This is a genomic window from Rhizobium sp. BK008 (genome assembly GCF_014197345.1).
Lineage (GTDB): Bacteria > Pseudomonadota > Alphaproteobacteria > Rhizobiales > Rhizobiaceae > Rhizobium > Rhizobium anhuiense.
In genome coordinates, this window is the sequence record NZ_JACIFK010000001.1 from 1,757,945 (window position 1) to 1,782,093 (window position 24,149).

General features: G+C 61.0%; 22 protein-coding genes and 1 tRNA gene. 10 read left to right on the plus strand and 13 right to left on the minus strand.

Annotated features, from left to right (window positions below; translation table 11 throughout):
* Positions 1 to 232: 232 nt before the first annotated feature.
* The 6 genes from map to FHT69_RS08650 all read left to right on the plus strand — a co-directional run bounded on the left by map (position 233) and on the right by FHT69_RS08650 (position 7,649).
* On the plus strand, positions 233 to 1,069 hold the full coding sequence (gene map, locus FHT69_RS08625; RefSeq protein WP_047614822.1) for a type I methionyl aminopeptidase: 837 nt from the start codon (positions 233 to 235) through the stop codon (positions 1,067 to 1,069).
* Between the two features lie 7 nt (positions 1,070 to 1,076).
* Positions 1,077 to 1,904: a RadC family protein gene (gene radC / locus FHT69_RS08630; protein WP_183905226.1), complete on the plus strand. Its 828-nt coding sequence runs from the start codon at positions 1,077 to 1,079 to the stop codon at positions 1,902 to 1,904.
* Positions 1,905 to 2,090: 186 nt separating this feature from the next.
* Positions 2,091 to 3,278: an alpha-hydroxy acid oxidase gene (locus FHT69_RS08635; RefSeq protein WP_183905227.1), complete on the plus strand. Its 1,188-nt coding sequence runs from the start codon at positions 2,091 to 2,093 to the stop codon at positions 3,276 to 3,278.
* A gap of 180 nt (positions 3,279 to 3,458) precedes the next feature.
* Complete coding sequence (sthA, locus tag FHT69_RS08640) at positions 3,459 to 4,865, plus strand: Si-specific NAD(P)(+) transhydrogenase (RefSeq protein WP_047615374.1); 1,407 nt, start codon at positions 3,459 to 3,461, stop codon at positions 4,863 to 4,865.
* Between the two features lie 51 nt (positions 4,866 to 4,916).
* A complete protein-coding gene (locus FHT69_RS08645; RefSeq protein ID WP_183905228.1) occupies positions 4,917 to 5,720 on the plus strand; it encodes an endonuclease/exonuclease/phosphatase family protein in 804 nt (267 codons plus the stop codon).
* Between the two features lie 159 nt (positions 5,721 to 5,879).
* Positions 5,880 to 7,649 carry a B12-binding domain-containing radical SAM protein gene (locus FHT69_RS08650; protein WP_097543847.1) on the plus strand — a complete coding sequence of 590 codons (1,770 nt, stop codon included), beginning with the start codon at positions 5,880 to 5,882 and terminating at the stop codon, positions 7,647 to 7,649.
* 98 nt (positions 7,650 to 7,747) lie between these two features.
* On the opposite strand, the gene FHT69_RS08655 is transcribed toward FHT69_RS08650, so the two are convergent.
* From FHT69_RS08655 to FHT69_RS08675, 5 genes are all read right to left on the minus strand, one after another.
* A complete protein-coding gene (locus tag FHT69_RS08655) occupies positions 7,748 to 8,170 on the minus strand; it encodes a nuclear transport factor 2 family protein (RefSeq protein ID WP_047614813.1) in 423 nt (140 codons plus the stop codon).
* A 177-nt stretch (positions 8,171 to 8,347) separates the two neighbouring features.
* On the minus strand, positions 8,348 to 9,832 hold the full coding sequence (gene tig, locus FHT69_RS08660; protein ID WP_047614811.1) for a trigger factor: 1,485 nt from the start codon (positions 9,830 to 9,832) through the stop codon (positions 8,348 to 8,350).
* Positions 9,833 to 10,030: 198 nt separating this feature from the next.
* A tRNA-Leu gene (locus FHT69_RS08665) sits at positions 10,031 to 10,115 on the minus strand.
* A 152-nt stretch (positions 10,116 to 10,267) separates the two neighbouring features.
* Positions 10,268 to 10,858 (minus strand): GDYXXLXY domain-containing protein, encoded by a 591-nt coding sequence (locus FHT69_RS08670; protein WP_047615681.1) that lies wholly within the window; start codon positions 10,856 to 10,858, stop codon positions 10,268 to 10,270.
* Positions 10,855 to 11,973, minus strand: coding sequence for a DUF2157 domain-containing protein (locus FHT69_RS08675; RefSeq protein ID WP_063475465.1), 1,119 nt, complete (start codon positions 11,971 to 11,973; stop codon positions 10,855 to 10,857). Before FHT69_RS08675 ends, FHT69_RS08670 begins: the two co-directional genes overlap by 4 nt.
* An 888-nt stretch (positions 11,974 to 12,861) precedes the next feature.
* Here FHT69_RS08675 and FHT69_RS08680 point away from each other — a divergent pair.
* The 3 genes from FHT69_RS08680 (at position 12,862) to trmFO (ending at position 14,971) form a co-directional block, all read left to right on the plus strand.
* Entirely contained in the window at positions 12,862 to 13,008 is a 147-nt protein-coding gene (locus tag FHT69_RS08680) for a DUF1127 domain-containing protein (RefSeq protein ID WP_003558908.1), read from the plus strand.
* Between the two features lie 293 nt (positions 13,009 to 13,301).
* Positions 13,302 to 13,445, plus strand: coding sequence for a DUF1127 domain-containing protein (locus FHT69_RS08685; RefSeq protein WP_003573524.1), 144 nt, complete (start codon positions 13,302 to 13,304; stop codon positions 13,443 to 13,445).
* 92 nt (positions 13,446 to 13,537) lie between these two features.
* Positions 13,538 to 14,971, plus strand: a complete 1,434-nt coding sequence (gene trmFO, locus FHT69_RS08690; protein WP_183905229.1) for a methylenetetrahydrofolate--tRNA-(uracil(54)-C(5))-methyltransferase (FADH(2)-oxidizing) TrmFO — start codon at positions 13,538 to 13,540, stop codon at positions 14,969 to 14,971.
* Positions 14,972 to 14,980: 9 nt separating this feature from the next.
* Here the strand turns inward: trmFO and FHT69_RS08695 are convergent, their stop codons facing one another.
* From FHT69_RS08695 to yajC, 5 genes are all read right to left on the minus strand, one after another.
* A complete protein-coding gene (locus FHT69_RS08695; protein ID WP_063475463.1) occupies positions 14,981 to 15,448 on the minus strand; it encodes a hypothetical protein in 468 nt (155 codons plus the stop codon).
* Positions 15,449 to 15,519: 71 nt separating this feature from the next.
* Positions 15,520 to 16,377 (minus strand): phytoene/squalene synthase family protein, encoded by an 858-nt coding sequence (locus tag FHT69_RS08700; RefSeq protein ID WP_183905230.1) that lies wholly within the window; start codon positions 16,375 to 16,377, stop codon positions 15,520 to 15,522.
* A gap of 2 nt (positions 16,378 to 16,379) precedes the next feature.
* Positions 16,380 to 16,766: an Mth938-like domain-containing protein gene (locus tag FHT69_RS08705; protein WP_047614799.1), complete on the minus strand. Its 387-nt coding sequence runs from the start codon at positions 16,764 to 16,766 to the stop codon at positions 16,380 to 16,382.
* Positions 16,767 to 16,770: 4 nt separating this feature from the next.
* Positions 16,771 to 19,311, minus strand: coding sequence for a protein translocase subunit SecDF (gene secDF, locus FHT69_RS08710; RefSeq protein ID WP_097623109.1), 2,541 nt, complete (start codon positions 19,309 to 19,311; stop codon positions 16,771 to 16,773).
* A 45-nt stretch (positions 19,312 to 19,356) separates the two neighbouring features.
* Positions 19,357 to 19,704 carry a preprotein translocase subunit YajC gene (yajC, locus tag FHT69_RS08715; protein WP_047614795.1) on the minus strand — a complete coding sequence of 116 codons (348 nt, stop codon included), beginning with the start codon at positions 19,702 to 19,704 and terminating at the stop codon, positions 19,357 to 19,359.
* Positions 19,705 to 19,910: 206 nt separating this feature from the next.
* On the opposite strand from yajC, the gene FHT69_RS08720 reads away from it, so the two are divergent.
* Positions 19,911 to 20,783, plus strand: coding sequence for an ATP-binding protein (locus FHT69_RS08720; RefSeq protein ID WP_047614793.1), 873 nt, complete (start codon positions 19,911 to 19,913; stop codon positions 20,781 to 20,783).
* Between the two features lie 91 nt (positions 20,784 to 20,874).
* Here the strand turns inward: FHT69_RS08720 and FHT69_RS08725 are convergent, their stop codons facing one another.
* The 3 genes from FHT69_RS08725 to surE form a co-directional block, all read right to left on the minus strand.
* Positions 20,875 to 22,479, minus strand: coding sequence for a peptidoglycan DD-metalloendopeptidase family protein (locus FHT69_RS08725; RefSeq protein ID WP_063475460.1), 1,605 nt, complete (start codon positions 22,477 to 22,479; stop codon positions 20,875 to 20,877).
* Positions 22,480 to 22,723: 244 nt separating this feature from the next.
* The gene (locus FHT69_RS08730; protein ID WP_047614790.1) at positions 22,724 to 23,377 is read right to left on the minus strand and encodes a protein-L-isoaspartate(D-aspartate) O-methyltransferase; all 654 of its coding nucleotides are present in this window, start codon (positions 23,375 to 23,377) and stop codon (positions 22,724 to 22,726) included.
* The gene (gene surE, locus FHT69_RS08735) at positions 23,374 to 24,147 is read right to left on the minus strand and encodes a 5'/3'-nucleotidase SurE (protein ID WP_017964058.1); all 774 of its coding nucleotides are present in this window, start codon (positions 24,145 to 24,147) and stop codon (positions 23,374 to 23,376) included. Before surE ends, FHT69_RS08730 begins: the two co-directional genes overlap by 4 nt.
* Between the last annotated feature and the right edge of the window lie 2 nt (positions 24,148 to 24,149).

Sequence of the window (24,149 nt, forward strand, 5' to 3'; positions counted from 1 at the left end):
CTGTCACCAATCGGTGAGTAACGCGGAGATTTCAGGCAATCAATCCTATCCCCTTGGGAAGATTGTGGATATTCCATCCGGTCCAACGATTTGGCCTCGGACCGATTTGGAAAGCTGCACGCCAAACGGATCCGATCCGGTCAGAAATCTCGTCCTGGCGGTTGATCGCGATGGACGAACCCGGCATAGCTGCATTATGAACAAATCTAATAATCTCTGCTAAGGCCCTGCAATGGTGAACTATATCGAAGCCTCTTCCGCGCCGCCGAAGAATACCGGGGCCATCCGGCTTTATGACGCTGAAGCATTCGAGGGCATGCGCAGGGCATGCCAGCTGACCGCGCGCTGCCTCGATGCGCTTGCCGATATCGTCAAGCCCGGCCTGCTGACCGATGAGATCGACCGGTTCGTCTTCGATTTCGGTCTGGATCACGGCGCCTATCCGGCGACGCTGAACTATCGCGGCTATACCAAATCAACCTGCACCTCGATCAACCATGTCGTCTGCCATGGCATTCCGAACGACAAGCCGCTGCGCGAAGGCGATATCGTCAATATCGACGTCACCTTCGTGCTCGACGGCTGGCACGGCGATTCCAGCCGGATGTACCCTGTCGGCACGATCAAGCGCGCCGCCGAGCGCCTGCTCGAGGTCACCTATGAATCGCTGATGCGCGGGATATCAGCCGTCAGGCCGGGCGCCCGCACCGGCGCGATCGGCGAGGCGATCCAGACCTATGCCGAGGCCGAGCGCTGTTCGGTGGTGCGCGATTTCTGCGGCCACGGTGTCGGCCGGCTGTTCCATGATTCGCCGAACATCCTGCATTACGGCCGCGCCAATGAAGGGCCGGAATTGCGCGAAGGCATGATCTTCACCATCGAGCCGATGATCAATCTCGGCCGGCCGCATGTGAAGGTGCTGGCCGACGGCTGGACGGCGGTGACCCGCGACCGCTCGCTTTCGGCGCAGTACGAACATACGGTCGGCGTCACCTCCAACGGCTGCGAGATCTTCACGCTGTCGCCGGGCGGGCTCGACCGCCCCGGCCTGCCGTCGCACAACGGGTGACGATCCGATGGCGAAGGGACCTGCTGCAACATCCTCCGACGACGAGTTGCCTTTCCCAACGCAAGAGCCCATTGCAGCCGACGAACGCTCGTTCTTCGGCGGACGGCCGCAAAAGTCGTCCGCGGCGAATGGCAGGACCGCCCTGCCCGCCTCGCTCGCCGCGCAAGAACATTATCATGGTCATCGCGAGCGGTTGCGTGACCGCTTCCGCGAACTGGGCGACACCGCGCTTGCCGACTACGAAATCCTCGAGCTCTTGCTTTTCCGGCTGATCCCGCGGCGTGATACCAAGCCAATCGCCAAGGCGCTGATCGAGCGATTCGGCTCGCTTTCCGGCGTCTTCGGTGCGCCAGCAGCGCTGCTGACGGAGGTGAAGGGCGTCGGCGAGGCCGTGGCGCTCGACCTGAAGCTGATCTCGACTGTGACCCATCGGACGCTGAAGAGCGAGCTCAGGAGCAAACAGGTCCTGTCCTCGTGGTCTTCGGTCATCCAGTATTGCCATGCCGCGATGGCGCACGAGACCCGCGAACAATTCCGCATCCTCTTCCTCGACAAGCGCAATGTGCTGATCGCCGACGAGGTCCAGGGCCGCGGCACGGTCGACCATACGCCGGTCTATCCGCGCGAGGTGGTGAAACGCGCGCTGGAGCTTTCGGCAACGGCGATGGTGCTCGTCCACAACCACCCCTCCGGCGACCCGACACCGTCACGCGCCGACATCGACATGACGATGGTCATCATCGAAGCCGCCAAGGCGCTCGATATCACCGTCCACGACCACGTCATCATCGGCAGGGATGGCCATGTCAGCCTGAAGGGGCTGAAGCTGATCTGAACAAAAGCCAGGACCGACCGCCGACGAGGTGCGAGGCCGCCGCACGTCGATCCTGCGGCAGCTTATCGGTGTGGGAAGACTGCGGAATGCCGGAGTTGACAGCAGTTGGTGGTGCGGGATTGTATGCAATCCTGCAACCACCATCTCTGAACAATGCCCGCCCGAATACCGAGAAGATGAAGCTCCATGACGATCAGCAGCGGCAACACCGATCGATCGACCCGGCTCTGCCGCGACGTGCTCTGCCTCGATGATTTTGAAATGAAGGCGCGGCGACATCTGCCAAAGCCTCTATTCGGTTATATCGCAGGCGCGACCGAGACCAATGCATCGCTGCGGCATAACGCGGAAGCTTTCCAGGCGTATGCCTTCCGGCCTCGTGTCCTTCGGGACGTCTCGAAACGCAGCACCGAGACGAGCCTCTTCGGCAAGACCCATGCCGCACCGTTCGGCATCGCGCCGATGGGTATCAGTGCGCTGATGGCCTATCGAGGTGACATCGTGCTCGCGCAAGGAGCGGACCAATCGGGAATCCCGATGATCATAAGCGGTTCATCACTTATCCCCTTAGAAGAGATCGCTGCGGCTTCGCCACAAGCGTGGTTTCAGGCCTATCTCCCCGGCGAACCCGATCGTATCGATGCTCTCATCGATCGCGTCGGCGCGGCCGGCTTGCGCACACTTCTGCTGACCGTGGACACAGCCACGCTGCCAAATCGGGAAAACAATGTAAGGGCCGGATTTTCGACGCCTTTGCGTCCAGGTCTGCGCCTGGCATGGCAGGGCATCTCGCACCCGCGTTGGACCACCGGCACATTCTTGCGCACGATCGTTCGGCACGGCATTCCGCATTTTGAAAATTCCTATGCCACAAGAGGCGCGCCGATCATCTCCTCGAACGTCACGCGCGATTTCGGCAGGCGCGACCACCTCAACTGGAATCATTTGGAGCGGATCCGCAACAGGTGGTCCGGCAAACTTGTGGTCAAGGGGATCATGCATCCTGACGACGCGGCCCGAGCTGCCGACACCGGGGCGGATGGAGTGATCGTCTCCAACCATGGCGGCCGCCAGCTTGACGGCACCGCTTCACCGCTTCAGGTGCTTCCGGAGATTGCAGCACGTGTCGGAGACAGCGTTGCCGTCATGGTCGATGGCGGTTTCAGGCGTGGAACTGATATCATGAAGGCTCTCGCGCTCGGGGCCCGTTTCGTGTTCGTGGGCAGGCCGTTCCTTTATGCCGCAGCCGTCGCGGGGTTACCGGGCGTGCTTAAGGCGGCGGACATCCTGAAGACGGAACTGCACAGCAATATGGCGTTGCTCGGCGTTACCAAGGTCAGCGATATTTCCGCGGACTACATCACCCGCGCATGAAAACCGTCGCGCGCCGACATCATGGCGTAAAGCTGTTTCCCGAAGGGCTCACTTGCCCGAAAAAGCGCCCGTCAGGACCAATCAGGCGGCCGTAAAACAATCTGTAACATTGACCGGCTAACGATGGACGGGCGACATTTTGCGTCGCAAAATGATTCCTTTCCAATCCGGGGCTTGATGATGCTTCAGTACGATCTCGTTGTGGTGGGCAGCGGTCCCGCAGGGCGCCGCGGCGCCATCCAGGCTGCAAAACTCGGCAAGAAAGTGCTTGTCATCGAGCAGGGCAAACGCGTCGGCGGCGTGTCCGTGCATACCGGTACCATCCCCTCCAAAACGCTGCGCGAGACCGCGCTCAACCTTTCCGGCTGGCGCGAACGCGGCTTCTATGGCCGGTCTTATCGCGTCAAGGAAGAGATCAGTGCAGATGATTTGCGCCGCCGCCTGCTGATTACGCTCAACCACGAGGTCGAGGTGCTGGAACACCAGTTCGCCCGCAACCGCGTGCAGCATATTCGCGGCAAGGCGAGCTTCATCGATGCGTCGACGCTGCAGGTGATCAAGGATGACGGCGAGACCACGCAGGTCACCGCCGCCAGCGTACTGCTCGCCGTCGGCACAAAGCCGTTCCGTCCCGATTACATACCTTTCGACGGCAAGACCGTACTCGACAGCGACGAGTTGCTCGACATCCAGGAGCTGCCGCGATCGATGGTCGTCATCGGCGCCGGCGTCATCGGCATCGAATATGCGACGATCTTCAGCGCGCTCGACACGGCCGTCACCGTCATCGACCCGAAGGCGACGATGCTCGACTTCATCGACAAGGAAATCGTCGAGGACTTCACCTATCAGCTGCGTGACCGCAACATGAAGCTGCTGCTCGGCCAGAAGGCCGACAAGGTTGAGACGCTCGACAACGGCAAGGTCGAGCTGACGCTCGACAGTGGCCGGCGCCTGACGACCGACATGGTGCTTTTCGCCGCCGGCCGCATGGGAGCGACTGACGCACTGAATCTTCCGGCCATCGGCCTCGAAGCCGATAGCCGCGGCCGTCTCAAGGTCAATCCGGAGACGTTCCAGACATCGGTTGCCAACGTTTACGCCGCCGGCGACGTCGTCGGCTTTCCGAGCCTTGCCTCGACCTCGATGGAACAGGGCCGCATCGCCGCCCGCGTCGCGATCGGCGCGGTCGCCAAGGAGCCGCCGAAATATTTCCCCTACGGCATCTATGCCGTGCCGGAGATTTCGACCTGCGGCCTGACTGAAGAGGAGATGAAGGAGCGCGGCATTCCCTATGAATGCGGCATCGCCCGCTTCCGCGAAACCTCGCGCGGGCATATCATGGGCCTCGACACCGGCCTTTTGAAGCTGATCTTCTCGCTGAAGACTCGCCGTCTGCTCGGCGTGCATATCGTCGGCGAAGGCGCCACCGAGCTGGTCCATATCGGTCAGGCGGTGCTCAACCTCAAAGGCACCGTCGAATATTTCGTCGAAAACACCTTCAACTATCCGACACTCGCCGAAGCCTACAAGATCGCCGGCCTCGATGCCTGGAACCGGATGGGCGACATCAAGTCGGAACTTTAAAGTTCGCCGCGTAGACAGCAGATCCGGCCGCCAAAACGGAGCCGAACGACATTGCGCATCATCTCGCTCAACGCATGGGGCGGCAGGCTGCACGAGGCCCTGATCGACTATGTCGCACAGGCCGATCCGGATGTGCTGTGTCTGCAGGAGGTATTGCGAGCGCCGGGTGCGGGTTCAGGATGGTCGATCTATCGGGATGCGGGGCTGGAGCTGCCACAGCGCTTCAATTTATTCACTGAGCTCAGCGCCGCCCTGCCCGGCCATGACGGCTTCTTCTACCCGACATCGAGAGGCGAGTTCTTCAACGGCGATACCGCCATTGCCGCCGAATTCGGGTTGGCGACCTTCGTGCGCAAAACGCATTCCGTCATCGCCCAGGGGCTGGACTTCGTGCATGGCCGTTTTTCCGCCGATGGCTGGGGCGACCATCCGCGGCCGCGAAACGCCCATTGCATTCGTCTCTTCAGCCATGAGCCCGCTTCTTCCATGACCATCGCCCACCTGCATGGCCTGCGCGACCCTGCAGGCAAGGGCGACACGGCGGCGCGCGAGGCGCAGGCCGCAGCGCTGGTCGGGCTGATCGAGCGCGTCTGGCCCGGCGACGAAGGGCTCGTCGTCTGCGGCGATTTCAACGTGCTGCCCGACAGTGCGACCTTCACGACTCTCGCCAGACTCGGGCTTTCCGATCTCGTCACCGGAAACGGTCTTGTAGACACACGAACCTCCTACTATCTGAAGCAGGGCCGCTTTGCCGATTACATGCTGGTTACACCGGCGGTGAAGGTTGCCAAATTCGAGGTGGTCGAGGCGCCTGAGGTCTCCGACCACCGCGCATTGCTGCTGGATATCGGGTAGTATATTAAGGAATGACAAGTTTCGCGAAGCGTTTGCGCGCCGTGCCTTTTTTTACGCCTTAGTTTGACCGCCTAAATCGCATTGATACGCCGTGCCTGATAGATGCCTTCAAATCCATTTTGCCTTCGGGCAAAAGCTTCTAAAGAAAGATAGATACTCTTGTCCCATGTCTTGGAAGCTGCCCGCAGACGTTTTCAGCTGATCCTGATCAAGCCGTCGCATTATGACGATGATGGCTACGTCATCCGCTGGTGGCGGGCGATGATTCCCTCCAATTCGCTCGCGGCCCTCTATGGCATCGCCGCTGAATGCGCCGAGCGCAAGGTGCTCGGAGACGATACGGCGATCGACATCACCGTGATCGACGAGACCAATACGCGGATCGATTTTGCCGGCCTGCTGGCGCAGTTCAAGCGGCACGATAATTTCGGCATGATCGCGCTTGTCGGCGTCCAGACCAACCAATATCCGCGCGCCCTCGATATCGCCCGGCCCTTCCGCGATGCCGGCCTGCCGGTTTCCATCGGCGGCTTCCATGTTTCCGGCTGCCTGTCGATGCTGGATGGCAAGGCGGTCGGGCTCGATGCCTGCCGTGACATGGGCATCTCGATGTTTGCCGGCGAGGCCGAGGGCCGGCTCGACATGGTGCTGCGCGACGCCGCCGCCGGCGAGCTGAAGCCGCTCTACAATTTCATGAACGACCTTCCCGGCATCGGCGGCACACCGGTTCCCTTCCTGCCGAAGGACAATATCCAGCGCACGCTCGGGCTCAGCACCAGCTTCGATGCCGGACGCGGCTGTCCCTATCAGTGCTCGTTCTGCACCATCATCAACGTGCAGGGACGCAAGTCGCGCTTCCGCTCGGCCGACGACGTCGAAAAGCTGGTGCGGATGAACTGGGCGCAGGGCATCCACAAATTCTTCATCACCGACGACAATTTCGCCCGCAACAAGGATTGGGAAGCGATCTTCGACCGGTTGATCGAGCTCAAGGAGCGCGACGGCATTCCGCTCGGCCTGATGATCCAGGTCGACACGCTTTGCCACAAGATCCCGAATTTCATCGAGAAATCCCGGCGCGCCGGCGTCACCCGTGTCTTCATCGGCCTCGAAAACGTCAATCCGGACAATCTGACCGCCGCCAAGAAGAACCAGAACAAGATCACCGAATACCGCAAGATGCTGCTCGCCTGGAAGGCGCAGGGCATCATGACGCTTGCCGGTTATATCCTGGGATTCCCCGCCGATACGCCGGAATCGATCCGCCGCGACATTACGATCATCCAGGAAGAGCTGCCGCTCGACGTCATCGAATTCTTCATCCTGACGCCGTTGCCGGGCTCCGAGGACCATCAGGTCCTATGGAAGAAGGGCGTCGAGATGGATGCCGATCTCAACATCTACGATGTCGAGCATGTCTGCACCGCGCATCCCAAGATGAGCAAGCAGCAGTGGGAAGACATCTACCACGAGGCCTGGTCGCTCTATTATTCGCCTGATCATATGAAGACGCTGCTGCGCCGCGCCGTGGCAACCGGAGTCCCGCTTGCAAGGCTCGTCAAGGTTCTCGTCTCCTTCGCGACCACCGTGCCGCTGGAAAACGTGCATCCACTGCAAAGCGGCCTGCTGCGCCTGAAAACGCCGTCGGAGCGTCGCCCGGACCTGCCGCGCGAAAATCCGCTGGTGTTCTGGCCGCGCTTCGCCTGGGAAACCTTCCGCAAACATGCCTCGCTCGCCGGCACGATCATTGGCCTGACGATTTCGGCATTCCTGATTTCAAGGGATGCCAAGTCGAAGACCTATATGGATCAGGCCCTGACGCCTGTCGCCGACGACGAAGAGGAAACGCTCCACCTCTTCACCCAGACCGCCGGCGGCGCCGCAGCCGTCAACCATGTCAGGAAAGTCGCGCAACTGACAGCGCATTGAGCGCTAAATCTTAACGGCGGCCGACGCCCTGTCGGCCGCACCAAACCCCAAATCAAGTTTGACAACGCGCTTTGAAGCGCTCGGACTTTGGAGGCCGTTTAAGCGAGCTGGATGATCCGGCTCGTCTCTGCCACTTGCAGCGTGTCGACGAATTCGACGATCTTGACCGGTTTCCCATCCCGGAAATGGATCTTGTCGACGAATTCCGTATGGAAGCTCACGCCCGATGGGATGTGCCTGACCTCGCCTTCGCGGTGGGCAAAGACCATGTGCTCATCTTCGTCGACATAGATGCCTGATGTCTTGATATTCGATAGATCCCATACCGTGATGAGCTGCGTTATCGCTTGGCGAAAGGCATGCCCGCTTGCTTCAGTCGAAAAGGGCGCCAGCCGTGTATTACCGGCCATGCGAAAGGTGCACCCCTCGCCGATCAGCGCCAGCGTGCCCTCGATATCGCCGCGGTCACGCACAGCATAGATTTCCTCCACAAGCTTCTTCATGTCATGCTTTGCAGTCATCTTCAGGTCCTCCCCACCATCAGCGAAATCTGCATCGAATTATACTTTATTGCAACTCTTTGTTGTTCCGGATGAATAGGCACAATGGAGTAGGCGGCGAGAATGAAACTGCCCCAGATAATAGAAAAAGGCCCCGCACGATGGCGAGGCCTTCCAAACTTCTGAACTGAAAAGCGATTATTCGGCGCTTTCGTCAGCCGCCTTCTTCTTCGGAGCAGCCTTCTTCTTCGGTGCGGCTTCTTCGCCTTCACCGGCGTCAACTGCTTCGGCCTTGGCGGCAGCCTTCTTCTTCGGCGCGGCCTTCTTGGTCTCGGCCTTAGCCTCGCCTTCTTCCTCGGCGAGCAGTTCTTCCTTCGTCACCTTCTTGTCGGTAACGTCGATTTCGGTCAGCAAGTGATCGATGACCTTTTCTTCGAAGATCGGCGCGCGGATCGAAGCGGCGGCACCCGGCTGGCTGCGGAAGAATTCGAGGATCTGCTTTTCCTGGCCCGGATACTGACGCAGCTGATCGTAGATGGCGCGCTGCATTTCGTCTTCGCTGACTTCGACGCCGGCCTTTTCGCCGATTTCGGAGAGAACGAGGCCGAGGCGGACGCGACGCTCGGCGAGCGTCTTGTATTCCTCACGTGCCTTTTCTTCGGTCGTGTCTTCGTCCTCGAAGGTCTTGCCGGACTGGGCGAGGTCGTTGTTCACCTGGCTCCAGATGCCGTTATATTCGGCGTCGACGAGCGAGTTCGGGGTCTCGAACTTGTACATCTCATCGAGCTGGTCGAGAATCTGACGCTTCAGCTTCTGGCGGGTCAGCGAGCCGTACTGCGATTCGATCTGGCCACGAACGATTTCCTTCAGGCGGTCGGCGGATTCGATGCCGAGCTTGGAGGCGAGTTCGTCGTTGATCTCGACAGCGCCGGGGGCTGCGACATCCTTGACGGTGACATCAAAGGTCGCTTCCTTGCCGGCGAGGTTCTTGGCCGGATAGTCGGCCGGGAAGGTCACGGTGATGGTCTTCTCATCGCCAGCCTTGACGCCGACGAGCTGGTCTTCGAAGCCAGGAATGAAACGGCCGGAGCCGAGCACCAGTTCGGCGCCCTGGTCGGTGCCGCCTTCGAAGGCTTCACCGTCGACCTTGCCGACGTAATCCATGGTGATGCGGTCGCCGTTGGCGGCCTTGCCGGTCTTGGTCTCGTAGGCGCGAGCGCTTTCGGCGACCTTCAGGACCTGCTCGTTGACTTCGTCGTCCGAGATGTCGATGACTTCGCGCGTGACCTTGATGCCCTTGACCGACTTCAGTTCGATCGGCGGCAGCACTTCATAGGAGAGCGTGAATTCGAAATCCTGCTGGGCGGCGAGGATCTTGTCGGCTTCGTCCTTGTCTTCCGTCATGGCGATTTCCGGCTGCGTGGCCGACTTTTCGCCGCGGCTGGACAGGATGGCGGCCGGCTGCTCGCGGACGATCTCGTTGACGAGGTCGGCCATGATCGACTTGCCATAGACCTTCTTCAGGTGAGCAGCGGGGACCTTGCCCGGACGGAAGCCGTTGATGCGAACCTTGTCCTTCACATCGGCAAGACGCTCATTCATCTTGTCTTCCATGTCCTTGGCCGGGATAACGACCTTGATTTCGCGCTTCAGCCCTTCAGCGAGCGTTTCGATAACCTGCATGTCTTCCTACCTTCATGTCGTGGCGGCCGTGCCCAGACGCCGTTCGTTTCAATGAGCACGACGCCGGCAGCGTGCCGCGCGTGGCTTTTCCAATTCCGTATCATTCCGCGAAAAACGGAACGGCACTCGCGGGCTATTCGGGACAACTTTCAATTGTTCTGGAACAACCGATTCTCAGTCTCCCGCCTGCAAACAGCTTGGTGCGGGTAGAGAGACTTGAACTCCCACGCCTTGCGGCACCAGAACCTAAATCTGGCGTGTCTACCAATTTCACCATACCCGCGTTCACAAAACCGCATGCCTATGCCTGCGCATGAGGCCTTCCGGAGCGCGGCGTCTCTATATCACCCGATTTGGCCGAGGCAAAGGAAAAATGAACCGTCAATGACAGCGATCTGCGCTTCAGAAGCCGCCCTGCTAAGAAGTGCCGCCGGATCAGTAAAGCGGCTCGTCGTAAACCGGCTTGCCGTCAACGAGAAGGCTGCGAATCTGCGGGCTTCCATCAGGCGAAACCCGCACTGATATAGCGACATTGCCGTCATTGCGGGCCTCCTCGATCGGCTTGCCCTCGCCTTCCGGAACGTAATAGCGCTCGATGCCGTATTCGACACGGATGCTGTCGCCGGCGGCAAGTCCGCCGCTGTAGAATGGCTGGCTGCGCAGGATCACGGTCTCCGGCTGCGGCGACAGTTCATGAAAGGACGATTCGATCACCGTCCAGAAACCGTCCTCCTGCTTCTTCAACCGAACCCATAATACGCGTTCGCCGGGCTCGGCCGGAATGCCACCGGAAACCGTCTGCACCGGCACCGAAGAAATGTCGTAGTTCAAGACGACGTAATCGCCGCGCAGGAAATCGCGCGGGTCGACGGGCGCCGTCTTCAGCAGCACCTCGGCGCCATTGCTGAGGATAGACGCCCGGCTCTGGATGATCGTGCCGAGGATAAGGGTCTGCAGACCGGCGACGATGATCGCCGAAAAGAGATAACCCCTACCGGATTGCAGCCTTGCCATGAACGAGCTCATGCGCGCTCCCCCTGTCCATTCGCCGACTGTGCATTCGCCGAAAAACGCCGCTCGAGACGGATGACGATCCACGCGACAAGTGCCACCACGAGACCGGAGAACAGGAAGAGGCTCGACGTACCGAGGATCGAGCCGACGGTGACGGAGGCAAGATACAGCATCTCGGCGGCAAAGGTGGTGTAGGCGAGATAACGCACCGCGCCGTTATTCCTGCCATGCAGGGCGATTGCCAGCACGGAAGCGGCAAGCGTCGCCACGCCAAGCACCACCAGCCGCCAGCCGTCCTCGATCTCGATATGCAGCAGCAGGAAGCCGATCGCGGCGACAAGGAAGCTGTAGAAGGCCGGGGCCGCACCGGCGCTCCTGACCAGGGAGGCGATCCGCGGGAGCGGCAACGCCGTCAGGACGAAGGCCACCATGCCGCCGATCGCGAAGGCGAGCGCCACGGCGATCTCCTCATAGAGAGTATAGAGCCAGGCGAGCCAGCCGATCAAAAGCAGATAGGCCAGATGGCGGGCCCGCTCGGCGCCGGTATACCGCACCAGGGCGATTGTGATCGCCGCCATGATGGGCGCCATCCAGGGATCGAAGCCTATCCAATGCGTGTCGTTATTCTGCAGGTAGACGGCGAACGACGCCCAGGAGAGGAAGCCGGCGACGATGGTCACGGCGCCCGAACGGAACAGGATTGCCGAGATCGTCGCGATGGCGAACCAGAGATACATCACCGTCTGCTCGTCGCCGGAGAGATGATACATCTGCCCGACAAGTGAGATGGCGCCGCCGAAACTCATCGCGCCGATGACCAGCAAGCCGCTTGCGGCCGCTGTCGAACCGCGGGCAAGCATCCGGGCGGCGGCGATGTGCACCACCCAGATCAGCGCGAGGATGCCGCCGACGCGGACAAGGCGCGGGATGGCCTCCCAGTTGGAGGCGACGACCAGCAGGATGGCAGCGGCAAGCAGCACCGCCGCCAGCGCCATCAGCACCCTGCCGAGGCTGAAACTTGCCGGGCGGCTGTCATATTCGGCGAGAAGTGCGCTTGCCGTTTCCTGACCGAGCAGGCCCTTGCCCACCCAGAGGGAGAGATCCCGCTCCAATCTGCCGCGATACATGCTCCACCCCTTATTTCCGCGACGCCGACTGCGGCACTGCGGCTCTCGCCGTTATAGACGCAGCAGAGGTGTTCGCAAACGCTCCTGCGGCAAATATACAAGTTCCTCATTGGTCTAACTTGTATCGAGTGTTAACCGGCCGCTAACGTCAGAAGCGCTAATATAGACATATGAACGGAGAGGCATGCGCATTACGCATACCACTCATGAATTTATTGCACTGCAAAATAATCATTAGTCATACTATTTGTTTGAGGTGTCGAAGCACGGGGATGGCGCCCTGGCACGGCTCAGCCGGATGCCCTCGGATCTATTGTCCGTGACGAGATTCGCAGCTGCGCACTCCTCCTCCCAGCGCGCTGCGATAGGCTGGCAACACTCCTCCTCCCAGTTGCCAGCACCATAACACGCCCGCCGGATCCTCCCCCGGCGGGCGTTTTTGTTAAGCCGAAGCGCGATTAAAGCCTTGACGCTCTGTGCTTTTTCCGTCGCATGGCGCCGCGCGCCACATTGGCGCCGCGCGCCACATTGGCGCCACGCCGCCCCGCCGACCCTGCGAACGGATGGGCAGCTTCCGATCCGAAGCGGAACCGCTCTTTGCATCAGTTGGACGGCCGGAATCGCCGGAGGGAGAAGCGTTTTTCTCCATTGGCATCCATTCAGCACTCTCAACCGACTTGCTTGCCTAAGAGTCATTCTGCCTATTCATTGACCAAAAAGCGGTAAGTCTGCGTCAAACATCCCATGAGCATTGCATACACCGCATAGGTGATCTGAAAACTTGGCTATTTTAGTCTTTCGCGCCGCAACATATATTCTAGTCATCAAATAGAGGTCAGCGCCGATCGGTGGCTGCTGGCAGATGAAAACCTCAGAAAGGGGCTTAACATGAACTTCTCTCGCTCTTTCAATAACTGGCGCAAGTATCGTCAGACCGTCACGGAACTTGGCCGCATGACCAACCGCGAATTGCATGACCTCGGCATCGACCGTTCGGACATCCATCGCGTTGCCCGTGAGGCTTCTGCCCGCTAATTCCAGGCGATCGCGGCTCCTCCCAAGCGCGATTGTTCTCGATCGAAAACGCCCGCTGTACCCACAGCGGGCGTTTTCTTTTGTCTGCATGCGGGCGGCCGAGTTGCATGTTTTTCCGGCTTCTTTAGCCCGCTCAAAAAATATTCACCGCCCAATTTACGAGCATCACATTGCACAATTGCATGGCAGACGCCTTTTATTTGCACTGCACAATAGGACCGATATCGCCTATATAAACACCAACCGCAGAGAGACAGGCGATCCCGCCGTCCCGCGGACATAGGAAGAAAACGATGAACCCGATCCGCATTGCAAAAAGCTGGCTCAGCTACCGCCGTACGCTCAACGAACTCGGCGGCCTTTCCAACCAGACCCTGTCCGATATCGGCGTCAGCCGCTACGACATCCGCAATATCGCATCCCGCTCGTTCCGTTAATAACGGGCACGATGCTTCCAAGACGGCGCCATCAGGCGCCGTTTTTGATTCCGGGTGTTGGATCGCACCTGCCGACATGATATCAGCCCGGGATGAACACGACCTCCTCCTATTCCCCCATCCACGTCGTCGGCGGCGGGCTTGCCGGTTCGGAAGCCGCCTGGCAGATCGCCAGTTCCGGCATTCCCGTCATCCTGCATGAAATGCGCGGCGTACGCGGCACCGATGCGCACAAGACCGACGGCCTGGCCGAACTCGTCTGCTCCAACTCCTTCCGCTCCGACGATGCGACTAGCAATGCCGTCGGCGTCATCCATGCCGAAATGCGCATGGCGGGCTCGCTGATCATGGCCGCTGCCGATCGATGCCAGGTGCCGGCCGGCGGCGCACTCGCCGTCGATCGCGATGGCTTCTCTGAGGCCGTGACCAAGGCAATCCACGAGCACCCGCTCATCACGGTCGTGCGGGAAGAGATCACCGGCCTGCCGCCCCGCGACTGGGATCTCGCCATCGTCGCCACCGGACCGCTGACGGCGCCGTCGCTCGCAAACGCTATCCAGGCGGAAACGGGCGAGGATTCGCTCGCCTTCTTCGACGCCATCGCGCCGATCGTCTACCGCGAGAGCATCGACATGGATATCTGCTGGTATCAGTCGCGCTACGACAAGGTCGGTCCCGGCGGCACCGGCAAGGATTACATCAACTGTCCGATGGACGAGGCGCAGTACAATGCCTTCGTCGACGCGCTGGTATCAGGCGACACGGTCGGTTTCAAGGAATGGGAAGGCACGCCCTATTTCGACGGCTGTCTGCCGATCGAAGTGATGGCCGAACGCGGCCGCGAGACGCTGCGCCACGGGCCGATGAAGCCGATGGGGCTGACGAACGCGCATAATCCGACGGTCAAGGCCTATGCCGTCGTGCAGCTGCGGCAGGACAATGCGCTCGGCACGCTCTACAATATGGTCGGCTTTCAGACGAAACTGAAATATGGCGCACAGGCGGACATCTTCCGGATGATCCCGGGTCTGCAAAATGCAGAATTTGCCCGTCTCGGCGGCCTGCACCGCAACACCTACATCAACTCCCCCACCCTGCTCGACCCGTCGCTGACGCTGAAATCACGGCCTGGCCTGCGTTTCGCCGGTCAGATCACCGGTTGCGAGGGTTATGTGGAAAGCGCCAGCGTCGGACTGATGGCCGGGCGTTTCGCCGCTGCCGAACGCAAGGGCGAGGCGATCTCGCTGCCGCCGGCGACGACGGCGCTCGGCTCGCTGCTCGGCCATATCACCGGTGGTCATATCGTCACCGACGAGGAGCCGGGTAAACGATCGTTCCAGCCGATGAACATCAATTTCGGGCTGTTTCCGGAGCTCCAACCCGGTTCGATCGTAAAACCCGAAGGCGTCAAGCGTTTCCGCGGCAAGGACAAGACGATCATGAAGCGGCAACTGATCGCGCGCCGCGCGCTGGCAGACTGCGCCGCCTGGCTTGGCCAGAGTCTGACGCTTGCCGAGAGCGCCTGACCGGCGCTTCTACTGCTTGTTCGCCGCCGGCAGGTTGCCGGATGGCAGGTCCTTATCCGGCTCGGCAATATAATTGCCGAGCAGCCAGAGCGACACTTCGGAAGCCTCCTTGGCGGAAGCGAATTCAAAATCACCATTGTGATGGGGCGCATCGAGGAAGTCGACCATCAGTCCCCTGCCCGTTTCCGAACCGACGACACGCACGCGGCCCGGCTCGATCAGATGGCAGGCGAAGTGGCGCGACATGTTGCGCATGAAGCCCGCCTTGTTATCGTGCAGGCGTACGAAGATTGCCTGGCCGTTTTCCGTCGCCTGCAACTGGCGGATCGCCTCGGTCGGAAAGGCGCGGCCGAACTCGATGATGGCGAGGCCCGTGTCATGCAGGCCATCTTCCTTGTTCTGCGCGGCCATGCGTGTGGCCACAAAAGCAAAGAAAACAACGATGGCGAAAAGAACGCACCAGACGATAATGCCCACGCCGAGTCTCCGATCAAAGGGTAGCGGTGGAAGTGTTGTACCGCGCGAGACTTGCGCGAATTTGACCGATGTCAGATTTTCCGGCGTGCCGCAGCCAGCCCCATCCGCAGCTGGCGGCGCCATTGCGGCGGCTGCAGCGGATGGTCGAACAGCGAGGCGCCGCGTTTTTGCGCCTTGACGAGCACCGGTTCGGCGAGCACCGTCGGCAGGAAGGCTGGAAACACGGCTGCCGCAATCGGCCCTGCCGCTCTCGCCTTCGCCAGATGTTCGCGACCAAGACCGGCAAAAGCCTCGATGGCGGCGGAGATGCGCGCCCTGTCGTCGCCGGCAAGGAAGGTATCGCGGTCGAGACCGGTTGCCGACAGGATCTGCAGCGGAATATAGACCTGGCCGCGGCGGCGATGCAGCGGCATCAGCAGCAATAGCCCGGCGACGGCCTGGGCAACGCCGGCATGGCCGGCAGCGTCGGCCGATCGTGCGGCCTCCTCAGGCGAAAGCACGAGGCTTGCCAGCTGGATCAGGGCGGATGCCGTCTCGCCGGCGTAACCTTCAAGCGAGAGACGGGTCTCCATCGGATCGTCATAGAGATCGAAAGTGCGGGCCTCGATCATGTCGATCAGCGTCTTGCGCGGCAAACGGTGCGTTTCGATCGCGGCCAGAAGTGCAGAGGCGACGGGATTGGCCGCCGTCGAGCCATGTGCGCTGCCTTCCAGCAGATCGTGCCAATATTGCAGCCTGACTTCGCCAGGCAACAGCTCGCGCACGAGATCGCGGACGCGGGCAAGCTCGGCATTAAAGACATAGAGAGCTGCAAGCGCGCCGCGCTTTTCCTCCGGCGACAGCAGACAGGCGAGATAGCGGTCGCGATCGCTGTCACGCAGCATCGCCAGGCAGATCTCCTGGTTCGTCGTACTATTCGCTTCCGTCATCGTCAGACCGCGATCAATGCCGCGGCGACGGCGCGCTGCTCCGAGAGCATGATATTGAAGGTGCGCACCGCAGCCCCGGTGCTCATCGGATCGGAGGAGATGCCGCGCGATTTCAGCGCCAGCTTCAATTCCTCGGGCAGACGGCGAAGCTCGGTTCCGGTGCCGACGAGCAAAACTTCGATATCACTAGCCTCATCCAGCACACGGCGGAAATTTTCCGGCGACAGCGGTTTCGACATATCCATGTCCCAGCCATGAATGCCGGAAGGCAGGCAAAGGATCGAGCCGCGATGCGACATGTCGGCAAAACGGAAACCGCCATTGCCGTAAGTGTCGATCGGGGCGCGCCCGGGGAAATGCGCAGCGCGGATTTCTATGCCTTTTGCCATGTTTTCAAACCACCGTGCCGGATTTTACACCAGCATCCGTCTTGTTGCTCTCTTCCCCGTCGGGAGCCTCCGGCCGCAGCCGGAAGACGATCAATACAGGAGCGGCGATATAGATCGAAGAGAAAGTGCCGAGAGCGACGCCGAAGAGCATCGTAAAGGTGAAGGAGCGGATGACGTCGCCCCCGAAGAGATAGAGTGCGAGCAAGGCGAGCAGCGTCGTCGCCGCGGTCAGAACGGTGCGCGACAGCGTCTGGTTGATCGAGGCATCGATCAGGATCGGCAGCGGCATCTTCTTGTATCGCTTGAGATTCTCGCGCATGCGGTCATAGACCACGACCGTGTCGTTCAGGGAATAACCGACGATGGTCAGGACCGCGGCGATGCTCGTCAGATTGAACTCGATGCCGGTGAGGACGAAAAGACCGAGCATGATGATGACGTCGTGCAGCGTTGCGACGATGGCGCCGACTGCGAACTGCCATTCGAAGCGGATCCAGATGTAGATCAGGATCGCCGCCAGCGCTGCCAGCACGCCGAGCGTCGCCATCATCGTCAATTCGCCCGAGATGGCGGGGCCGACGACCTCGACTCGGCGGAAATCATAATCCTCCTGGAGCTCGCCGCGCACCAGCGTCGCCGCCGACTGTTCGGCATTCTCGCCGCCGCCCTGGGAAGCGATGCGGATCCGCGCGTTCGCCGGGCCGCCGGTACGCTCGACACTGATATCGCCAAGATTGAGATCATTCAGACGCGAGCTGAGATCGGCGATGTCGGCATTGCCCTGCTTCGCCGTTACCTCGATCAGCGAGCCGCCGGTGAAATCGATGCCGAGATGCAGACCGACGGTGGCAAAAGCGGCCATGGCGATCAGCGAAATAACCGCCGAGGCCGTGAAGACATAACGGCGGATCCCCATGAAACGAATATTGGCATGCTCGAAAAGATGGGTCAGGACACTCTTCGGCAGATGCCGGGGATGGCGCCGTCTCAGCCAGGCGCCGACGATCGAGCGCGTCAGCGTGAAAGCCGTGAAGACGGTCGTCAGGATGCCGACCGCCAGCGTCACCGCGAAACCGCGGATGGTTTCGCTGCCGAGGAAGAAGAGGATAATGGCGGCGATGAAGATCGTGACATTCGCGTCGACGATCGTTGCGAATGCGCGCGAGAAACCCCGGCCGACGGCCTCCGCAAAGGAATGGGTGGTTTTCTCTTCTTCCCGGATGCGCTCGTAGATCAGCACGTTCGAGTCGACGGCCATGCCGACGATGAGCACGATGCCGGCAATGCCCGGCAAGGTGAGCGTCGCGCCGGCAAGGCTGAGCACCGCGACGATGAGGATCAGGTTGAAGAAGAGCGAGACGACGGCGATGACGCCGAGAATACGGTAAAGCGCGATCATCAGCGCTGCGACGAGCACAACGGCGACGAGGCCGGCAATAAGGCCGCTGAAGATGGAATCGGCGCCGAATGTCGGGCTGACGCTACGCTCCTCAACGCTCGTCAGCGTCGCCGGCAAGGCGCCGCCGCGCAGCATGATGGCAAGGTCGCGGACGCCATCCTCGGAGAAGTTTGCCGAAATCCGGCCCTCACCGCCGGTGATCGCCGCATCGATGACCGGTGACGACATTACCTGGTCATCGAAAACGATGGCAAGGTGCTTGCCGATATTCTGCCCGGTCGCCTGCGCCAGCCGCTGCGTGCCCTCGGCGTCGAGACGGTAGGTGATCGAGGTATCCTGCGTCTGCGGGTCGACGACAGGCTCGATATCGACCATGTTGCTGCCGGTGACGAAGGCGGTGCGGTCGACGAGATAAGGTACCGGCGGATCGTCCAGCGAATAGAGCACCTGCGATGTGGCCGGCCAACGGCCGTTCAGCGCTTCCTGCCCCGACATGCTTTCATCGATCAGATGAAAGGAAAGCTTGGCCGGCTGGTTCAGGATGTTTTTCAGCCGCTCCGCATCGAGCGAGCCCAGCACCTGGACGACAATTCGATCGGCGCCATCGGGGCGAACGAGGAAATTGTCATAGCCGAATCCGGCGATGCGGCGGCCTACGATATCGAGCGACCGGGTCCGGGCCGAGGCGACGTCGGCGGTAATGCCGGCGTCGGAAATCTGCAGCGAAAGTTGCCCCTCCCCGCCCTGCTGCAGCGCGATCTCTGGTCCTGAACGTCCCGCAGCCGTCGTCAAAGGCTTGAGGAGATCGACCGCCGCCTGTGTCTGGGCCGGATCGGTGATCCGGACGGTGACGGTCTGGTCATTGCCGGTCAGCCCGGTGTAGCGGATGCCGGCGCCGCGCAGCGCGTTGCGCACATTGGCGACCGCCTGCTCCAGGCGGTCCTTGACGATATCGGAACGCTCGACCTTCAGAACGATATGCGAACCGCCCTGCAGGTCGAGGCCGAGCGTCATGCGGTCGTGGCGCAACCAGTCCGGCAGAGAGGAACGCTGCGCCTCGGTCAGCAAATTGGGCGCAGCGATGACGATGGCCGCAAACGCGACCAGCCAAATCAGAAGTGTTTTCCAGCGGGAAAAATGCAACATTCTCTCGACGATCTTCCGATCCGGCGGTCCTGCCGTTATCGCTTGTTACGCTGCGTCGGCCTTGACTGGTTCACCCTTGACGCGGACGTCCGAAATGCCGCTGCGGACGATACGCACGCGAACGCCTTCAGCGATCTCGACTTCAACTTCCTTGTCGTCGATGACCTTGGTGACCTTACCGACGAGACCGCCACCGGTGACGACCTGGTCGCCGCGACGGATCGCCTTCAGGGTCTCCTCACGCTTTTTTGCCTGTGCGCGCTGCGGACGGATCAGCAGGAAGTACCAGACGACCATCAGCGGCACGAACAGGATGATCATTTCGAAACCGGAGCCGCCGAATCCCGTTGCGGTATCGGTCGCGCTCTGGGCGAATGCCGGGGTGATGAACATGCTAAACTCCTCAGGCTTGGGCGGCGGAACTCCGCCTCTCTTTTCAGGTTGCCGGACTATAGTTACCGCTTCGATGAATGCAACAGAAACAGCCGGAAACAGTACCGATTCCGCTGCCTCATAACCTTTCCGCCGTCAAAACGCCATGGTACCCGGCATCCAAAGATCAAAGCAGATTGCCGCAGTGAGAAATCAGGAGGCCACCGATGACCGAGGAAATCAACACAGCCCTGCTTGCCGAACTGAGACGGCTCGCAGACGCCGTCGAGCGTCTTGCCGGACCGGCGCCTACCCTCAACGACTGGGATGCCGCCGACTGTTTCGTCTGGGCACCATCGCGCCAGCATCTGCAGCCGGTCAAGCGACCGAACCGGGTGGCATTGAAGCTCATCCGCGGCGTCGATCACGTGCGCGACATCCTGCATGAGAATACGGTGCGTTTCGCCGACGGTTATGCCGCCAACAATGTGCTGCTCTGGGGCGCGCGCGGCATGGGCAAATCCTCGCTGGTCAAGGCCGTGCACGAGGATGTCAGGCGCGAAAGCGGCGTCTCGCTGAAGCTGGTCGAAGTCCATCGCGAGGATATCGCCAGCCTTCCCAACCTGCTCGACCTGTTGAAGGACACACCGCACCGCGTGATCGTCTTCTGCGACGATCTCTCTTTCGATCACGACGACACCGCCTACAAGTCGCTGAAGGCAGCGCTCGACGGCGGCGTCGAAGGACGACCGGACAATGTGCTCTTCTACGCCACCTCCAACCGGCGCCATCTTCTGCCGCGGCACATGATGGAAAACGAGCAGTCGACGGCGATCAATCCGTCGGAGGCGGTCGAGGAGAAGGTTTCGCTTTCCGACCGCTTCGGCCTCTGGCTCGGCTTCCATAAATGCAGCCAGGAGGATTATCTCGGCATGATCGACGGCTATGCCGATCACTTCAAGCTCGGGCTCGACCGCAGCAAGATGCATGCGGAGGCGCTGGAATGGGCGACGACCCGCGGCGCGCGCTCCGGCCGTGTCGCCTGGCAGTATATCCAGGATCTGGCCGGGCGCATGCGCGTTCACATCGACAGAGCCTAAATCGCCTAGCATCAGGCGCAGTTCGGACGACATGCCAAAAAACAAAAGCCCGGCGGGTGGCCGGGCTTTTGCGCTTCCTGGTACGCTGTACCTATTCCAGGAAAGTCATCGGGTTGACCGGGGACGCGTCCTTGCGCACCTCGAAATGGACCTGCGGCTGCTTGACGTCGCCGCTCATTCCGGAGACCGCGACGGTCTGGCCGCGCTGGATCTTCTGGCCGCGAGTGACGCTCAGCGTATCGGCGTTGCCGTAGACGGTGACGGTGCCGTCGTCGTGACGGACGAGAACCGTGTTGCCGAGTTCCTTCAGGCCGTTGCCGGCATAGATGACGACGCCGTTTTCGGCAGCCTTGATCGGCGTGCCCTGCGGTACCGAAATATCGATGCCGTCATTGCGGTTGCCGTTGACGTTGGCGCCGTATGAAGCAATGACCTGGCCGCGCACCGGCCAGCGATATTTGCCGATGCCGGTCGATTCCGGCGCGTCGGAGCTGACGTCCGACTTCTTCTCGACATCGTCGACGGTCTGGGTGGCAGCCGGCGCCTTGTAGGGCGCGGGCTGAACGGAAGCCGTCTGCTGGGCGGCAGCCGGCTGGGTCGGCTTCGGATCGACCTTCTCGGCCGGGATCGAGGCGGTCTTGATGTTGTCGGCGGTGCCGTTCGGGATCTTCAGGGCTTGACCGACGCGCAGCGAGCTAGCCGAAAGACTATTGGCGACCTTGAGATCGTCGACATTGGTACCGGTCGCCTTGGCGATCTTTGCCAGCGAATCGCCTTGCTTGACGACATAGGTGCCGGCGGGCGCTTTCGGATCCTTGCCGGCGCCGACCGGAAGCTTGCCGGTGACATCGGCGTTCGCCATGGTCTTGTCGCGGGCGGAATTGGCGCCTGGAACGACAGCGACATTCTGCTCCGGCGCCTTGACCGGCTCCGGCAGCTTGCCGGGCTTGGAGAGATCGGCCGTCTGCGATGCCGCCTTGGCGGCATTGCCGCCGTTGAAGGTCGGGATCAGGATCGCCTGGCCGGGTTGGGCGGCAGATGCGGTCTTCAGATTGTTGACGCGAAGGATTTCCTTTTCCGGAACACCGAAGCGCCTGGAGAGCGTGGCAATGTTTTCACCCGGACGCAGCGTCACCGAAGGGGCATTGGTTGCGGACCAGCCGGAAACCCTCGGCGTCGTGCCTGTCGTCAAAGAATCGGGCGTCACCTTGGGTGCCGCCGGCGCCACCAACCGCGGCTTTTCAGCCTGCGGCGTAGCCGGGAAAGGCTGGGCGAGCGCAACTTCCTTTTCCCGCTGGCGGGATGGCGCCACAGCCGACGGTGCGGCAAGTTCTGTCCGCTGTACCGAGACCGGCGCGGAAGCCAGACGCGCGCTCGAGCTCGACGCGCGGATCGGATCGTAACTTGGGCGGGCGGGATAAGGCTGATTCAGCGCGTCATTGCCGCCGCCATAGCCCTGCTGGCTCGCAACGGCCGAACCGCCGAGATCGGCACGCGGCACCGGATCACCCTGAGAACCGTTCATATTCCTGCGCGGAATGGAACTTGTGGTGATCTGATCCTGCCCTGAGGAGGAAAACAAGCCGCCAAACCGTGTCACATCGGAACTGCAGCCCGTTGCGGCACTTGCCAGCAGGCCAACAACCAGAAGATTACCGGCCGACTTCCCGAACTTTGGCGAAAGACTGAAACGCATGACTCGACCCACTGAGAACGCAACCATTTGTGAGTCTATTAAAACGCGTTAGTATTACCACGCGGTTAAGATGCTGGAATCAGTGCGATATTTTTGAGAAGTTGATAACCATAGGCTTAGGGGTAAAAAATCGCAGTGCGCAGAGCATGATGCCCAAAACTTCGAGCGCTTTTCTGATTGTGATGCATATTCAGATTTCAGGCCGATCCGGCCGAAAAACATTTATGCCTGCGGCAGCCAGGCCCTACAGCAGCGAGGCAAGCCGCGGAACGATCGGCAGATAGGGAGCTTCGAACAGTTCCTCGCGTTCGAAACGGCTGCCGGTTTTCGTCAGCCGCACCATGCGGCACTCGTTTTCTGAAATCATCAGTGGCGCGATCATCGAACCGCCGGAAACGAGCTGGTCGGTATAAAAGCGCGGCATGGCATTGAAGGCGGCCGTCACCAGGATGCGGTCGAAAGTTCCCTCTCCCTGCATGCCGGCGCTTCCGTCGGCATGGCGAACGATGACGCTGCGCAGACCAAGCGATTCCATGCGTCGCTGCGCTGCCGTGGTCAGCGTCTTGTAGCGGTCGATGGACAGAACACGCTCGGCCATGCGGCCCATGACGGCGGCGGTAAAGCCGCTGCCGGTGCCGATCTCCAGAACGCGCTGTCCTGGTTTGAGCTTCAGGTGATGCAGGATGCGGACGGCAAAATCGATGCCTTCGAGGAAGGAGCCGCATTCGATCGGTATCGTCCGGCTCGAATAGGCGTCGTCGGCGAATTGCGGCGGCACGAACAGTGACCGCTGCGTCTGCTCGACCGCCGTCAGCAGATCGAGGTCGGAGATGCCTTCGGCACGCAATCTGAGGACGAGCGCCGCAAAGCCCTCCTTCTCCGCCAGTTTAGCCGTCAAACTTGTGCTCCGTATCCCAAGGCCCGCGCCACGCGGTCCGTCACGGAATAATCGGTCAGATCAAGTTTCAAAGGCGTTACCGAGATCTTATTATGCTTCAAGGCGTGAATATCGGTGCCTTCGATGAAGGCGCCGGCGCGTTCGCCGAACTTCAGCCAGTAGTAGGGAAAGCCCCGGCCATCGGAGCGCGCGTCGACCTGCAGGTTGAAGGCGAGCTTGCCCTGCATGGTCACCTCCGCGCCATCGACCTCGTCGGGACGGCAGTTCGGGAAATTGAGATTGAGGAACGTGCCCTCCGGCAGGTCCAGCACCATCAGCTTTTCCAGGAGCGCTGGGGCATGCGTTTCGCAGACCTCCCACGGCACGATGCGCGCGCCGTCCTCATAGAGATAGGCCTGGCTCAGCGCGAAGGAGCGCACGCCCTGCATCGTGCCCTCGATGGCGCCGGCGATCGTGCCGGAATAGGTGACGTCGTCGGCAACGTTCGAACCTGAATTGACGCCTGACAGCACGAGATCCGGCTTGATGTCCATCACCTGCCGGATGCCCATGATGACGCAATCGGTCGGCGTGCCGCGCAGCGCGAAATGCTTGTCGGAAATCTTGCGCAGCCGCAACGGTTCAGACAGGCTCAGCGAATGGGCCAGGCCGCTCTGGTCGGTTTCGGGCGCAACGATCCAGACATCGTCGGACAGCGTGCGCGCGATCCGCTCCAGGGCGGCGAGCCCTTCGGCGTGAATGCCGTCGTCATTCGTAAGCAGGATGCGCATCG

Excerpts from the sequence above, each read along its gene's own strand:
- yajC (WP_047614795.1), bottom strand. The coding sequence starts at position 19,704 with ATGTTCATCACCCCGGCATTCGCCCAGAGCGCGACCGATACCGCAACG.
- tig (WP_047614811.1), bottom strand. The coding sequence starts at position 9,832 with ATGCAGGTTATCGAAACGCTCGCTGAAGGGCTGAAGCGCGAAATCAAG.
- sthA (WP_047615374.1), top strand. The coding sequence starts at position 3,459 with ATGCTTCAGTACGATCTCGTTGTGGTGGGCAGCGGTCCCGCAGGGCGC.
- FHT69_RS08680 (WP_003558908.1), top strand. The coding sequence starts at position 12,862 with ATGAACTTCTCTCGCTCTTTCAATAACTGGCGCAAGTATCGTCAGACC.
- FHT69_RS08675 (WP_063475465.1), bottom strand. The coding sequence starts at position 11,973 with ATGTATCGCGGCAGATTGGAGCGGGATCTCTCCCTCTGGGTGGGCAAG.
- FHT69_RS08725 (WP_063475460.1), bottom strand. The coding sequence starts at position 22,479 with ATGCGTTTCAGTCTTTCGCCAAAGTTCGGGAAGTCGGCCGGTAATCTT.
- trmFO (WP_183905229.1), top strand. The coding sequence starts at position 13,538 with ATGAACACGACCTCCTCCTATTCCCCCATCCACGTCGTCGGCGGCGGG.
- surE (WP_017964058.1), bottom strand. The coding sequence starts at position 24,147 with ATGCGCATCCTGCTTACGAATGACGACGGCATTCACGCCGAAGGGCTC.
- secDF (WP_097623109.1), bottom strand. The coding sequence starts at position 19,311 with ATGTTGCATTTTTCCCGCTGGAAAACACTTCTGATTTGGCTGGTCGCG.
- FHT69_RS08655 (WP_047614813.1), bottom strand. The coding sequence starts at position 8,170 with ATGACTGCAAAGCATGACATGAAGAAGCTTGTGGAGGAAATCTATGCT.
- radC (WP_183905226.1), top strand. The coding sequence starts at position 1,077 with ATGGCGAAGGGACCTGCTGCAACATCCTCCGACGACGAGTTGCCTTTC.
- FHT69_RS08670 (WP_047615681.1), bottom strand. The coding sequence starts at position 10,858 with ATGAGCTCGTTCATGGCAAGGCTGCAATCCGGTAGGGGTTATCTCTTT.
- map (WP_047614822.1), top strand. The coding sequence starts at position 233 with ATGGTGAACTATATCGAAGCCTCTTCCGCGCCGCCGAAGAATACCGGG.
- FHT69_RS08705 (WP_047614799.1), bottom strand. The coding sequence starts at position 16,766 with ATGGCAAAAGGCATAGAAATCCGCGCTGCGCATTTCCCCGGGCGCGCC.
- FHT69_RS08635 (WP_183905227.1), top strand. The coding sequence starts at position 2,091 with ATGACGATCAGCAGCGGCAACACCGATCGATCGACCCGGCTCTGCCGC.
- FHT69_RS08720 (WP_047614793.1), top strand. The coding sequence starts at position 19,911 with ATGACCGAGGAAATCAACACAGCCCTGCTTGCCGAACTGAGACGGCTC.
- FHT69_RS08700 (WP_183905230.1), bottom strand. The coding sequence starts at position 16,377 with ATGACGGAAGCGAATAGTACGACGAACCAGGAGATCTGCCTGGCGATG.
- FHT69_RS08685 (WP_003573524.1), top strand. The coding sequence starts at position 13,302 with ATGAACCCGATCCGCATTGCAAAAAGCTGGCTCAGCTACCGCCGTACG.